Below are 13559 nucleotides of genomic sequence, written 5' to 3'. Positions count from 1 at the left end.
ACCCAAGCGGGCTGCCGGTGTTTGATTTCAGGCCAGCCGGGTGCGCCGGCGCAGGGGCGCCAGTAACCAGCGGAATATCGGAGTCGCCTGCAAGATCGAGAGCAACGCGATGGACAGCAGTACCACGGCGATCGGGCTGGTCAGGAAGATGCGGTAATCGTCGTTGCCGATCAGCATCGACTGGTGGAAGGCGTTTTCCATAACTGGGCCGAGAATCAGACCGATAACCATCGGCGCCGGTGATACGCCGGCCTTGGCCAGCCAATAGCCGAACAGGCCGAAGCCGAGCATCAGTCCTACTTCGAACAGGCTGTTGTTGAGCGCGTAGGAGCCGATGATGCACAGCGCGATGATTGCGCAGGCGACGAACCCGTCCGGGATACGGGTGACCGCCACGCTGGCTTTGGTGAACATCAGGCCAACGCCGAGCAAGCCGATATTGGCGAAGATCACCGCCCAGATCAGCGTGTAGGTGACGTCGCCGTATTCGCTCAGCAAATTCGGGCCAGGCAGAATGCCCTGCACCATCAGCGCCCCAAGCAGGATCGCGGTAGCGGAACTGCCTGGAATACCAAGGGCGATGGTAGGAATCAGCGCACCGCCAACCACGGCGTTGTTCGCCGACTCGGGCGCCGCGACGCCGGCTGGGTCGCCTTTGCCGAAGCCACTCTTATCCTTGGCGAAGCGCTTGGCCTCGTTGTAGGCGAACCAGCTCGCAGTATCACCGCCAGTGCCTGGGATCAGGCCGACCACGATGCCGATTCCACTGGAACGGAGGATGTTGGGCATCAACGTCTTCAGTTCGGAAAGCTTGGGAATCAACCGGTCAGTGATGCGGCTGGCGACCTTGGCGGCGTCGTGCGAGTTCTCGATCAACGACAGCGCCTGAGGAATCGAGAACAAGCCGATCAACGCCACGGTAAAGCTGATGCCGGAGAACAGATTGATGTTGCCGAATGCCATGCGCGGCGTGCCGGTCATCAAGTCCATCCCCACGGTACTCACCAGCAACCCGACAGCACCGGAAAACAGCCCGTTGATCACCGACCCCTGCGCCAGCGAGCCGATGATGGTGATGCCAAGCACGGCGATGGAGAACAGCTCGATCGGGCCAAACTCGACCACGATGCTGCCGAGCAACGGAGCCGCCATTAATAACGCGATGCCGCTGATGGTACCGCCGATGAAGGAGGCGAACAGGGAGATCCCCAGCGCCTTCCCCGCCTGCCCCTTCTGCGACATCGGGTAGCCGTCGAGCACCGTCGCGGCAGCCGACGGGGTGCCCGGCGTGCGCAACAGGATCGCGGCGATCGAGCCGCCGTAGGAGGCACCGACATAGAGCGAGGCGAGCATGCTCAGGCCGGTCGCGGTGTCCATGCTGAAGGTCAGCGGCAATAACAGGGCCAGCGCCATGGTGGCGGAGAGTCCCGGCATGGCGCCGACAAACAGTCCCAGCAGGATGCCGCCGAAAATGGCAGCGAAGTTAGCCAGGGTCAGTACGTTGACCAACCCTGTCATGACGATCGAACTTTCCACGGAAAAAGCCTCGTCGAAAATGGAAGGGAGCGATCAGGCGAGCGCCGATGGCAACAGCGGTATGGGAAGGCCCAGAAACTGCACGAAAACCAGACATACCACCGCCACCAGCACCACCGTGCCGATCACTGCAAAACGCACCGAAACGGTTCGGATCAGCAACAGCGCCACGGCCATGAACAGCACGGTCGACAACACATAACCGAGCGTGGTGATGGCTGCGACGTAGGCAATCGCCAGGACAAAAACGAGGGCCGTCACCGCGTAGCGCGGCGGGGCCGTCACTTCATCGACAGGCTCCGGCGGTAACGCCTCGGCCTGCCTCGTCGCACGCCAGCGCAGCAGTTCCGAACACACGATCGCCAGCGAGAGCAGACCCACCGTCACGGAGTAGATCAACGGCATCTGCGCAGCGGCCTCTGGATAGTCCTGCGCGTTGGTAAAAAACGCCGCCGCCAGGGCCATACCAAAGAGCCCGAGTACCAACCTGTTCTTGTTCATGGGCACCTACCCTCGTTCAGTTCGGCGGATGGCTTCACTGTTGCTTGTCGCCGACTTCACTCCAGATGCCCTGGAACTCGTTCTCCATGCTTTCGAACATCTGGCCGTAGTCCTCGCCGGTAACGATGTCGATGTTGAGCGCGCGCTTCTTGGCATCTTCGAGGAACGCCTTGTCGGTCTTCAGCGATTCGAACGCGGCGATCAGCTGATCACGGGCTTCATCCGGAATCCCGGCCGGTGCGCTGTAGCCGCGCGAAGAGCCGGCGACAACATTGATGCCTTTTTCTTTAAGGGTCGGCACGTCAGGCAGGCTCTCGAAACGCTTGTCCGCGAACACCGCCAGTGCCTTGAGGTTGCCGCTCTTGATCTGGCTGTAGACGTTGCCGACGTTGTTGAAGCTGACATCGATCTTGTTGCCCATGGCCGCGGTGGCTGAGGGGCCGTCGCCCTGGAACGGCACCTTCTTGAAGGAGAGCCCGGTGGCCTTCTCGATCACCAGCGTGGTGAAGAAATCATCACCGCCCACACCGGAGTTGCCGACGGTGATTCGGCCGGGCTTTTCCTTGGCTGCCGCGAGCAAGTCTTCGATGGTGTTATAGGGGCTGTCCTTGGCCACGACCGCAATGCCCGAGTCGGTTACCACATTGGCGATCGGGGTCAGGTCATCGATGTTGTAGGTGATCGCGTCGTTCATGATGTAGTTGGTCATCAGCATGGGCGTGTTGGTGATGCTGATCACCGTGCCGTCCTTCTTCGACTGCTTGGCCAGGCGCGTCCAGGCGATCGCACCGGTGGCGCCCGGGATGTACTCGTTGACGAAATTGGCATCCAGTTTCTTGGTGAGGTATGGCTGCACCAGCTGCGCCAGCACATCGCTACCACCGCCTGGCTTGAAACCTTGCAATACGGCGACTTCATCACCGGCAACGTATTCCGCCTGGGCAGCGAAGGGAACGGAAAGCGCCGTAACGGCAGTCAGGACGGCAGCGGACAGTTTCTGGTTGATCTTCATTTCGCTCACTCCACATTTCTTGTTGGATTTATCGTGTTGGGCCACTCAAGCCCAGACGTGGTCAGGGGCGGCAACCGTGCGCCGCCGCCCCTACTGCGGGTGATTCTTTTCGTTGCTCAACGGTTGTTTTCGAGTGTCATCCAGGGTTGGTTGTCAGCGCCGATCGAATAGCGCGCAATAGCCTGCTCGTCGAAGTTGAAACCGAGCCCTGGGGTTTGGTGCAGCTTGATGTAACCATCCTCCTGCTGCAGTTGCCGGTCGATCAGGCGACGGAAGTTAAGGACCTGGTCGTCCCAGAAGAACTCCACGTAGCCGGCGTTCGGGGTCGCCGCCACCAGCGGTGCGTGTACGTCGTGGAACCAGTGCGGGTACATCGGTACGCCGTAACCGGCGGCCATCGCGGCGATGCGGCGCCATTCGGTGATGCCGCCGCAGACCACCGCATCGGTCTGCAGGATGGCCGCGCCGCCCTTGTCGAGCAGCTCCTTGTGACGCCAGCGGCCAACCTCCACCTCTCCGGTGGCGATGGGAATCGGTGTGGCCCGTGCCAGCCGTGCGTGGCTGTCAATGTCGTCGACCAGGAAAGGCTCCTCGACGAAGCTCGGGGTATAGCGCTCGAACCGACGGACGTATTGCAGCGCTTGGGTGACGTCGCTCCAGCCGTTGTTGACGTCCAGCATCAGCTCGACGTCGGGGCCGATGGCCTCGCGCGCCGCCGCGACTCGCGCTTCTTCTTCCTTCGGCGAGAGGCGGCCGGTTTTCATTTTCACCGCCTTGAAGCCGAGCGACACGTAGTGCGCCATCTCCTCGCCAAGCAATTCGGGAGTTTTGCCGTCGAGGTAGTAACCACCGCTGGCGTAGGCCGGCACCCGGTCGGCACTGGCCGCACCGAGGTAACGGTGCAGCGGCAGGCCGGCGCTGCGCGCATTAAGATCCCAGAGGGCGGTGTCGAGAATGCTGATGGCACGCATGACGACGCCAGCCCGGCCCTGCAGCAGTGCCTCTTGGTACATCTCCCGCCACAGCGCCTCGACGTCCAGCGAATCGCGGCCGAGCAGCACTGGCGCCAGCAGCTTTTCCACCGCTATCGGCAGCAGCTCGCCCCCGGCACTGCCGACGTAGCAGAAGCCGATGCCGGTCACACCGTCGACGGATGTCACTTTCACCAGACCGTAGTCCCGGGCGTGAACCGTGCGATTGGAAAATGAAGTGACCCGATCCAGCGGCACGCGGGCTGCACAAACAGAGATGGAGCTGATTATTGCCATTGTTGTTCCTCATCTCGGAGTCCGATGTAAGCGCTTTCATTCCCTGTCTCAACTGCCCTGATTACTTACTGCTAAAGGCGTTTTAGGGGAATTAAAGCAGCTATGTAATCGCTTACATTTGCAAAATAATACGATGTAAGCGTTTACAAAAACTTAGTTTCGGTTTTTCCTAATGTCAAACAACATTTGCTCAGCGACAATCAGAAGGACACAGAAATGGCTGATTCGGTACCTGGCTTCTCGTCATTGCTGTCACGTGCCAGCCTGCAAGACGTTGCCCGACTGGCAGGTGTGTCGACGGCTACCGTATCGCGGGTTATCAATGGTAGCGCGACGGTCAGCGACGACAAGCGCCACGCTGTTCAGCGCGCCTGCGATGAGCTCGGCTATGTGCTTAACGCGGCGGCGAGGACATTGGCTTCACGGCGCAGCATGACCATCGGAGCAGTCGTCCCCACACTCGCAACAGAAACGTTTTCCCGCCCGCTCGCAGCCTTCCAGCAGACGGTGCATGAGGCCGGCTACACCCTGCTGGTCGCCAGTTTCGGCTTCGATTCGCAAGTCGAGCTGAAGGAAGTGCAGACCATGCTGGAGCATGGCGTGGACGCCCTGATGGTGGTTGGCCGCACCCACGATCCGAAGATGTGGGATCTGATCGACCGCAAGCGGATTCCCTGCGTCCAGGCCTGGTCGCAGGACAGCGATCGCCCCAGCGTCGGCTTCGACAACGTCGTCGTCGCGCGGCAGATGGTCGAACATCTGCTTTCCCTGGGGCACCGCAAGTTCGCCATGATCGTCAACGAACGGTCGTTCAACGACCGTGTCGGTGACCGGATCGCAGGCACCCAGGCGCGCCTCGCCGAAGAGGGGCTGGACCTACCCGCCCAATGGCGCGTGGCGGCTGACCTTACGCTTGAAAGCGCGATCGTGGCCATGCAGCGTCTGCTGCGAGGCCCGGAGCGGCCGACAGCTGTCATTTGCGCCAATGACCTGCTGGCGTTCGGCGCACTGCTGGCCGCCAAGAACCTGGGCGTCCGTGTGCCCGAAGACATTTCGGTAGTCGGCTTCAACGACTTCGATTACGCCAAATACATGTCCCCACCGTTAACCACCATTCGCGTGGATCTTGCGCAGATAGGTGCTTATGCCGGCGCTTATCTGCTCGAAGCCCTTGCGGGCAAGAGGCCCATCGGCCTGATCGAGACAACTACCGAACTTGTAGCACGGGGAAGCTCCGGCCCAGCTCCGACCAGGCCCGAGTAAGCCCACCCTGCCGCGTCGTCACTGTGTGCCGAGCGCTGCGGCATCGTTCCAACCCATCGAGAGGAAACGCCATGACCGAAAACAATGACAACAAGGCCAAGCATCCCGCGCAAGGCATGAGCAAGGGATTGACTAACTACGGCGATGCGGAATTTTCACTGTTTCTGCGCAAAGCCTTCATCAAAGGCGCCGGCTATTCCGACGACGCCCTGTCGCGGCCCATCGTCGGCATCACCAACACAGGCAGCGGCTTCAACCCCTGCCACGGCAACGCGCCGCAGCTGATCGAAGCGGTCAAGCGCGGGGTGATGCTGGCCGGCGGGCTGCCGGTGGATTTTCCGACGATTTCGATACACGAAAGCTTCGCCCACCCCAACAGCATGTTCCTGCGCAATCTCATGTCGATGGACACCGAGGAAATGATCCGCGCCCTGCCAATCGATGCGGTAGTGCTGATCGGCGGCTGCGACAAGACCGTCCCGGCTCAATTGATGGGTGCCGCGAGCGCTGGCGTGCCGGCCATCCAACTTGTCAGCGGATCGATGTTGACCGGCTCCCATCGCGGCGTGCGCGTCGGTGCCTGTACTGACTGCCGACGCTTCTGGGGCATGTACCGCGGCGAGGAAATCGACCAACAGGAAATCACAGAGGTCAACGACCAGTTGGTAGCCAGCGTCGGCACCTGCTCAGTGATGGGCACCGCCAGCACCATGGCTTGCGTTACCGAGGCGCTGGGGATGATGCTGCCAGGCGGCGCCACGCCACCAGCGGTCACCGCCGATCGCATCCGCATCGCCGAGCGCACCGGCACGCAGGCGGTGAAGATGATCCAGTCGCGAATGACGCCTGATCGGATTCTCACCAAAAAAGCCTTCGAGAACGCGCTGATGGTGCTGCTCGCCATTGGCGGTTCGACCAACGGCATCGTGCATCTGGCGGCGATCGCCGGCCGTTGCGGCATTCGCATCGACATGGATCAGGTCGACGCGCTCGGTCGCAACATTCCGGTCCTGGTCAATCTCAAACCGTCCGGTACGTATTACATGGAAGACCTGCACAAGGCCGGCGGGCTGGCGCCCATACTGCGCGAACTGCGGCCCTTCCTGCACCTCGACGCGCTGACAGTGACCGGGCGCACGCTGGGCGAAGAGCTCGACGAAATCGCCGCCTTTCCGCAGGAGGTTGTGCGCCCGCTGGACAACCCCATCTATCCGCAGGGTGGCATCGCTTTTCTGCGCGGTAACCTTGCGCCGGACGGGGCGATCATCAAGCAATCGGCGGCGAGTGCCGAGCTGATGGAGCACGAAGGTCGCGTGGTGGTATTCGATGGCCTGGAGGATCTCGCTCAGCGTGTCGACGACCCGGGCCTCGACGTCAACGCCGACGACATTCTGGTACTCAAAAACATCGGCCCGAAAGGCGCGCCTGGGATGCCCGAAGCCGGATATATCCCGATCCCGCGCAAGCTGGCGCGCGCCGGTGTGAAGGACATGGTGCGGATTTCCGACGGACGCATGAGCGGCACGGCGGGTGGCACCATCATTCTGCATGTCACGCCGGAGGCGGCCGTTGGCGGGCCACTGGCATTGATCGAGAGTGGCGACCGCCTGCGCCTGAGCGTAAGCGAACGCAAACTCGAGTTGCTGGTGAGCGATGAAGAAATGGCCCGGCGCCGTCAGTCCCTCACGCTGCCAGAGCCGCGGGAAGGCGATGAGCGCGGCTATCGCAAGCTGTTTCTGGACACCGTCACGCAAGCCGATCAAGGCTGCGATTTCGATTTTCTACGCAGCCTGGACGAATCCGGCAGCATTCCCTCACCCAAGTGACATCCCTTATCGCGCCGCAGCCAACGGCTGCGGTTATTACATCCATAGCCAGGAGTTTTAAATGACCTCGACAGAGCATGCGGATTATCTGTTCACCCCTGCTATTCCCAGTCTCGCCGTAGCCGGCACCGAGCAGCGTTTCCCGGTGCGGCGCATCTACTGTGTCGGGCGCAACTACGCCGACCATGCGCGCGAAATGGGCCACGATCCGGATCGCGAACCGCCGTTCTTCTTTACCAAGCACCCCGACAGCCTGTTGCCAGATGGCAATGTCTTCCCCTATCCACCGGGAAGCGAGAACGTGCATCACGAGATCGAGCTCGTGGTGGCCATTCACCGCGGTGGCGCAGACATTGCCGCCGAGACGGCACTGGACCACGTGTTCGGTTACGCGGTCGGGCTGGACATGACGCGTCGAGATCTGCAGGCCGAAGCCAAGAAGCTGGGCCGTCCCTGGTGCGTGGCCAAGGCGTTCGACCAGGCGACGCCTTGCTCGGCGTTGATGCCGGCCAACGATATCGGTCACCCGGAGTCTGGCCGCATCTGGCTCGATATCAACGGCGAGACGCGCCAGGAAGGCGACCTGGCTTCCCAGATTTGGCGGGTATCGGAAGTGATCGCCTACCTGTCGCGCCTGTTCGTACTCGAGCCGGGCGACCTGATCATGACCGGTACCCCAGCCGGCGTCGGGCCCGTGCAGCGCGGCGATCGACTGAGCGGCGGCGTACAGGGCATTGGCACGCTCGATATTGAAATTGGTTGATAACGACTGAGCGCTACCAGGTCCGCTGTTGCATTCGTTAATGCCCCGCCGCGCAGCAGCGGGGCGAAACGACGATCAGGACCAGCATGCACCCGGCGCAGCCGCATTGGTAACGACGACCCAACCACCGGCGGCGGCGCGCAGGGCTTCTAACGCAGCAGCCAGGTCCGCACGGCGCAGGGCGCGCATGGCTGTGGCGACTTGTGTTGGACGGGTGATGTCATGACCGGCCAGACAGTTTTGCCAGGCTTGTTCGGCCCGAGCGCGCAGGTCTGCCGGGCCGGCAACATGCTGATCGCTCAGTTCATCGGCGGCGCACTCGATCACCTCGGCGGACTGATCGACCAGTCTCATCGCGAATTCATCTAGGAAAACCTGGATGTAGCCGAGAATTTGCGCAGCCGAGGCCGTTGGGGATTGCACCGCGAAGAGCATGCCCGGGTAGCTGCCAAACTGGCTGAAGCGGCTAAAGACCGCGTAGCCCAGCTGTAGCTCGCTGCGCAGACGGCGAAAGAAATCACCTTCGATCAACCGTCCCAGCAGCCGCCAGGACGCCTCGCATTCGGGATCGCGTTCCGGCAAGGGGCAGAACAGCAGAAATGCCGTTTCGGCCATGACCGACCCACCACTGACATCGTGCCAGCGGTAGCCCATCGATCGTGAAAGCGAATCGAGCACAGCCGGCGCGGGCGCGCCCGGCAACGTACTGATCGCATCGCCCAGCATGCCACCCAAGCTCGACGGAAAACCGATCGCCAACCCCTGCCACTGTGCTGATTGCCAATGCCGAGACACCGCCGAGCGCTCCAGCGCCGCTTGCTCGTCCACTTCAGGCGTCACATCTGCGAGCAGGCGCGGCAGGCGCTTGATCAATTGACGAATCAGCATGTCGTCCCCACTGAGCGTTCCGGCGCGCTCGGCCATCTGCACGCCCTGAACGAAGGAAGCGACTGGCGGCTCAACGAGCAGTTGGGAAATGTCGCCAAGAATCGTGGGTATCGCCTCAGCGAAACCGCTCAGACCAAGCGTCCAGCTATCGCCCAGATCATCGAAACGCAGCTCGACACCGGCCTGCTGCGCCGCCCATATACGTGACCGCAACGCATCCCACAACACATGCCAGAGTCCCACCGGAGGCTGACCGGCAATGAATTGCCAGCGCACGAAAAGCGCACCCTGCCCGTTCGTAGCTTCCGGCCCAAGCCAGCGCAGCGCGGGATCGAGGCGGCTCTTCTCTCGCCGCATGGTGTTCGTCCGCAACCACGGATTGGGCGACGGCTGCTGCCAGCTCCACGCTAGCGACTCTGCTCTTGGCTGCGGCTCGAATGCCAGACGCAGCGGGAAGCCGCCGGTCTCTACGGGCCCGCATTCGGAGGGATCGGAAGTCATAACCAGCGGGCCCGATGCGATCATCTGCCCCAACAGCACGCCCAGCGCATGACGAATCGCCGTTTCGTCACTGTTATCGCTCCAGGCCAGCGGCTCCACCCAATGGCGCAGTCGCGTCAGCGGCTCGGAGCCCTGCAGGCTTCGCCGTCGGATACGCAAATATTCGTCACGGCACGGCTGCCAGCATGCCTCATCGGAAAAGAAGCGCAGCCAGTCGAGCACCGCATCGACAACTACCGCACGTTCTTTCAACCCTCGTTCGGTAAGCGTCAGTTCGATAATCACGACGCCCTGCCCTGCATACCAATAAGGCGCGCGCGCCTTTACTGTCAGGCACAGCTCTTCGTCGCACAGCCGCTGAGCAAGCCCAGCGGGCGCTTCGGAGGCGAGCCAGGTGAAAAGATGGTCCAGCGCCGGCACGCAATGCTCGGGCATGTCCTCAAGGGCGAAGGCCAGATGCAGGCGCGGCTGGGTATTGTCCAGCTGCAGGCGAAGCCAGAAATCGCGGCTACAGCGCAATGACGGTGCCTTGCGAGCGATAGCAGGGCCAGCAGCGAGCGCGCCATCAGCCAGCATAGCGAGATGCTGCAACTCGTCAGCCTGTTGCGGGCCGGCCAATAGCAACTCGATCTGCCCGCAATGGTAGAACCGCCGGTGATAATCACGCAGCGCCTGCTGAAATTGCGCCTCATCTACCGGCAGCGTGTCGCGGTTGCCGGCATGAAAATCGGTGAACGGATGTACCTGATCGAACGCCTTGGCCAACGCAGCGTCGCACAGTGTTTCGGCGTCCTGCGCGCGGGCGAGGTATTCAGCGTGCAGCACCTCACGCTCGCGTAACTGCGCGGCCGGGTCGAGCAGCGGACTGGCGAGCATATCCAGCAGGCGAAGCAAGCCTTCTTCCAGCCTGTCGGGCGGAAGTTGAAAGAAGTAGTCGGTATGTCGCTCGCGAGTCGAGGCGTTCAGCTGCCCGCCGCAACGCTGAACGAACGGCATCAGGCTGTGCGTGGCGTAATAGTTGCGGCTACCAAGAAACAAAAGATGCTCGAGAAAATGAGCCAGACCGGGATAGGCCTTTGGGACGTCATGGGAACCCGCATGAATGCGCACCAGCGCCGCAGCGTGAGAGCTCTCTGGCAGCGACAACAGGCGCACCCGCAAACCGCTAGTCAAGATCAATTGCGGCGGGCGCTGGGCAGGATCGGTTAGCTGGTGCATGGCGGCATCGTGGTTCCGACTGGGGGTCCAACAGCATCGCGCCAAGCCGTGCCCGACACAATGGTGCTAAAGCATGACCCAGGCAGCCGGCAAGCGCGCGATCGCGACAGCCGGTTCAGGTATCCAAATGCCCGTCGAGGAACTGCAACAGGCGGCGCTGCATCAGCTTGCCCGAGTTGCCCAGGCAAGCGATCGGCGAGCCACGCAGGCTCTGCTCTGAAAATTCGGCCGCTTCACCCGCCATCGCCAGTGGACAATCGAGGCCCAGCGTGAGCTTGGCCAGCTGGCGCAGTAACACAGCGTTTGGCGGAAGATTGGAATAGAGCACCAGGGCGCGGGGTCGGACCTTTTCGCAGACCAGCGTGAGCTCATCCAACGGCTGACCGATCGCCAATACGTTGACCGCCACAGCCTCGCTGGAAAGCAGCAGGCCAGCAATCAGCAATTCCAATTCTCGGCATTGTCCAGGTACCGCTGCCAACAATACTCGGTCCTCCGCCTGGCCACGCGCTAACTGCAAACGCTGCAGCACACGGGCCCGCAGGAACGTATCGAGGAACAACCATTCGCTGGTCCGGCCAAATTCGTCCTGACGCAGCAACAATTGTTGCCACAGCGGCAGCAGCACGTCCTGAAAGACGATCGGCAATGGATAAGTGGAAAAAATCTGCCCGTAGACCTGGTCCAGTCGGGACTCGTCGAAGCGGCTCACTGCACGCTGCACGAGCGCCTGCCATTCGCCCCACTCGCCGACTACCGCTTCCTGCTGCTCCGGTAGAACAGCGGCCTTGGTGGTGGCGCTACGTGAAAGAATGCTGCCAACCTTGCTCACCGCAACGCCACGTTCGGTCCAGACCAGAATGCTGCGTACCGCTTCGATATCGGCCATGGAATAAAGACGATGGCCGCTTTCGGTGCGAGTGGGTTGTATCAGACCGTAGCGCCGCTCCCAGGCGCGCAGCGTGACCGGATTGACACCGGTCAGGCGCGACACTTCGCGAATGGGGAACAGCTCTTCCCGCTTGAGCGAATCAGAAGAAAGCAGCTTGGAAGCACGGGCGGATTCGGTCATGACGCGGCGAGGCTCATGCAGATGGATTGGCGCATTGTAACCCAGGGTCTGCAGACATAGACCGCGCAGCCAAGGCACCGATCACATCTTGGCGCGCTAAGGCACCGTGCCGCCCCTTTCGAACTTGTTCTAAAATGCCGCGACCATGAACAAGAGACACCCAGATGATCAATGCCAAGCTACTGCAATTGGTAATCGAAGCCTCCAACGACGGAATCGTGGTAGCCGAGCAGGAAGGCGACGACAATATCCTCATCTATGCCAACCCCGCATTCCAGCGCCTGACTGGTTATGACGTGGACGAAATTCTCTACCAGGATTGCCGCTTTCTACAGGCGGATGACCGAAACCAGACTGGCATCGCGGCCATTCGCGAAGCCGTCAAGAACAACAAGCCGTGTCGCCAGATCATCCGCAACTACCGCAAGGATGGCAGCGCTTTTTGGAACGAGCTTTCGATTACGCCAGTGTTCAACGAAGCGGACCAGTTGACCTACTTCGTCGGTATCCAAAAGGATGTCAGCCCCGAAGTCGAGGCCAAGCAGCGAGTCCGCGAGCTGGAAGCCGAAGTCCGGCGACTCAAGGACCAGCTCGCCGCCCTGAAGAACTGACCTTGCGCGCCTGATTCTGCATAAACGTCCGCGAGTTATAACGCCTGCGGGGCCCGACGACACAGCGCAACCAGTGCCTGTACCCAGCTTTCGTGCGTGTTCAGACAAGGAATTAGCTGCAGCTCTTGACCACCGGCGGCGATGAATTGTTCGCGGCCGCGGTCGCCGATTTCCTCCAGGGTCTCGATGCAATCGGCGACGAATGCCGGGCACATTACCAGCAACTTTTTCACCCCCTTCGCCGCCAGTACTTCCAGGTGTGCTTCGGTATAGGGCTCGATCCACTTGGCGCGGCCCAGGCGCGATTGGAAAGACATCGACCACTGCTCCGGGCGCAATCCGGCGCGCCCTGCAAAGGCGGTGCTGCTCTGCAGACATTGGGCGCGGTAGCAACTGGCGAGCACCGCGCCTTCGGCACGCTGGCAACAGTCGACGGTATTCAAGCAATGCGAGCCCGTCGGGTCGGTTTTGTGCAGATGGCGTTCGGGCAAACCGTGAAAGCTCAACAGCAGATGATCGAATTCCTGTGCTAGGTGCGGCTTCACGCTGTCGACCAGCGCGTCGAGGTATCCAGGCTGGTCGTAAAAGGGCTGCAGAATCGAAAGCTTGATGTCGAGGTGCTTATCGCGGATAACCCGGCGCGCCTCTTCGATCGCAGTTGTCGTAGTGCTGTCGGCGAATTGCGGATATAACGGCGCGAATGTCACCTGCTTGATGCCCTGCCCCGCCAGTTTGAGCAGCGCACGCTCGATGGACGGCTCGCCATAACGCATCGCCAGTTCCACCGGCCCTTCCTTCCAATAGGGCCGTACCGCTTCGGTCAAGCGTTGGCTAAGCACCACCAGCGGCGAACCCTCCGGCCACCAGATCGAGGCATAGGCGTGCGCCGATTGCGCCGGACGTTTGATCAGGATCAGCGACACCAGCAGCCGGCGAATCGGCCACGGCAGGTCGACGACGTACGGATCCATCAGAAACTGGTTGAGATAGCTGCGAACGTCGTCCACCTCGGTAGACGCCGGTGAACCCAGGTTGACCAACAACAACGCCTGCTCAGTCATGCACATTCCTGACTACTTATTTAAGGATCAGCCGCAACC

At 61.5% G+C, this 13559-nt stretch carries 11 protein-coding genes; 4 read left to right on the top strand and 7 right to left on the bottom strand.

The features are described 5' to 3' along the window. Positions 1-27 precede the first annotated feature (27 nt). The 4 genes from D7241_RS06075 to D7241_RS06060 form a co-directional block, all read right to left on the bottom strand. Positions 28-1536, bottom strand: coding sequence for a tripartite tricarboxylate transporter permease (locus D7241_RS06075; RefSeq protein WP_408100738.1), 1509 nt, complete (start codon positions 1534-1536; stop codon positions 28-30). A gap of 33 nt (positions 1537-1569) precedes the next feature. Then, positions 1570-2037 carry a tripartite tricarboxylate transporter TctB family protein gene (locus D7241_RS06070; protein WP_408101194.1) on the bottom strand — a complete coding sequence of 156 codons (468 nt, stop codon included), beginning with the start codon at positions 2035-2037 and terminating at the stop codon, positions 1570-1572. Between the two features lie 34 nt (positions 2038-2071). After that, positions 2072-3049 carry a Bug family tripartite tricarboxylate transporter substrate binding protein gene (locus D7241_RS06065; protein ID WP_408100737.1) on the bottom strand — a complete coding sequence of 326 codons (978 nt, stop codon included), beginning with the start codon at positions 3047-3049 and terminating at the stop codon, positions 2072-2074. A 116-nt stretch (positions 3050-3165) separates the two neighbouring features. After that, a complete protein-coding gene (locus D7241_RS06060) occupies positions 3166-4317 on the bottom strand; it encodes a mandelate racemase/muconate lactonizing enzyme family protein (protein ID WP_408100736.1) in 1152 nt (383 codons plus the stop codon). Positions 4318-4533: 216 nt separating this feature from the next. On the opposite strand from D7241_RS06060, the gene D7241_RS06055 reads away from it, so the two are divergent. From D7241_RS06055 to D7241_RS06045, 3 genes are all read left to right on the top strand, one after another. Continuing rightward, entirely contained in the window at positions 4534-5580 is a 1047-nt protein-coding gene (locus D7241_RS06055; protein WP_255975821.1) for a LacI family DNA-binding transcriptional regulator, read from the top strand. Positions 5581-5696: 116 nt separating this feature from the next. Beyond that, positions 5697-7406, top strand: coding sequence for an IlvD/Edd family dehydratase (locus tag D7241_RS06050; RefSeq protein ID WP_408101193.1), 1710 nt, complete (start codon positions 5697-5699; stop codon positions 7404-7406). A 61-nt stretch (positions 7407-7467) separates the two neighbouring features. Further along, the gene (locus tag D7241_RS06045; RefSeq protein ID WP_408100735.1) at positions 7468-8169 is read left to right on the top strand and encodes a fumarylacetoacetate hydrolase family protein; all 702 of its coding nucleotides are present in this window, start codon (positions 7468-7470) and stop codon (positions 8167-8169) included. Between the two features lie 75 nt (positions 8170-8244). On the opposite strand, the gene pqqF is transcribed toward D7241_RS06045, so the two are convergent. Then, positions 8245-10776, bottom strand: a complete 2532-nt coding sequence (pqqF, locus tag D7241_RS06040) for a pyrroloquinoline quinone biosynthesis protein PqqF (RefSeq protein WP_408100734.1) — start codon at positions 10774-10776, stop codon at positions 8245-8247. 115 nt (positions 10777-10891) lie between these two features. Further along, positions 10892-11848: a MerR family transcriptional regulator gene (locus D7241_RS06035; protein WP_408100733.1), complete on the bottom strand. Its 957-nt coding sequence runs from the start codon at positions 11846-11848 to the stop codon at positions 10892-10894. 164 nt (positions 11849-12012) lie between these two features. Here D7241_RS06035 and D7241_RS06030 point away from each other — a divergent pair, with 164 nt between their 5' ends. Then, the gene (locus D7241_RS06030) at positions 12013-12459 is read left to right on the top strand and encodes a PAS domain-containing protein (RefSeq protein WP_408100732.1); all 447 of its coding nucleotides are present in this window, start codon (positions 12013-12015) and stop codon (positions 12457-12459) included. Positions 12460-12494: 35 nt separating this feature from the next. On the opposite strand, the gene hemH is transcribed toward D7241_RS06030, so the two are convergent. Next, positions 12495-13520 (bottom strand): ferrochelatase, encoded by a 1026-nt coding sequence (gene hemH / locus D7241_RS06025; protein WP_408100731.1) that lies wholly within the window; start codon positions 13518-13520, stop codon positions 12495-12497. Positions 13521-13559 lie beyond the last annotated feature (39 nt).

Origin of the sequence: Stutzerimonas sp. VN223-3, from assembly GCF_045999685.1 — a bacterium.
GTDB lineage: Bacteria > Pseudomonadota > Gammaproteobacteria > Pseudomonadales > Pseudomonadaceae > Stutzerimonas > Stutzerimonas stutzeri_AR.
This window is presented reverse-complemented; position numbering and strand designations above follow the sequence as displayed.

Coding starts and splice junctions, on each gene's coding strand:
- D7241_RS06070 (WP_408101194.1), bottom strand. CDS start 2,037: ATGAACAAGAACAGGTTGGTACTCGGGCTCTTTGGTATGGCCCTGGCG.
- D7241_RS06065 (WP_408100737.1), bottom strand. CDS start 3,049: ATGAAGATCAACCAGAAACTGTCCGCTGCCGTCCTGACTGCCGTTACG.
- D7241_RS06060 (WP_408100736.1), bottom strand. CDS start 4,317: ATGGCAATAATCAGCTCCATCTCTGTTTGTGCAGCCCGCGTGCCGCTG.
- D7241_RS06055 (WP_255975821.1), top strand. CDS start 4,534: ATGGCTGATTCGGTACCTGGCTTCTCGTCATTGCTGTCACGTGCCAGC.
- D7241_RS06050 (WP_408101193.1), top strand. CDS start 5,697: ATGAGCAAGGGATTGACTAACTACGGCGATGCGGAATTTTCACTGTTT.
- D7241_RS06045 (WP_408100735.1), top strand. CDS start 7,468: ATGACCTCGACAGAGCATGCGGATTATCTGTTCACCCCTGCTATTCCC.
- pqqF (WP_408100734.1), bottom strand. CDS start 10,776: ATGCACCAGCTAACCGATCCTGCCCAGCGCCCGCCGCAATTGATCTTG.
- D7241_RS06035 (WP_408100733.1), bottom strand. CDS start 11,848: ATGACCGAATCCGCCCGTGCTTCCAAGCTGCTTTCTTCTGATTCGCTC.
- D7241_RS06030 (WP_408100732.1), top strand. CDS start 12,013: ATGATCAATGCCAAGCTACTGCAATTGGTAATCGAAGCCTCCAACGAC.
- hemH (WP_408100731.1), bottom strand. CDS start 13,520: ATGACTGAGCAGGCGTTGTTGTTGGTCAACCTGGGTTCACCGGCGTCT.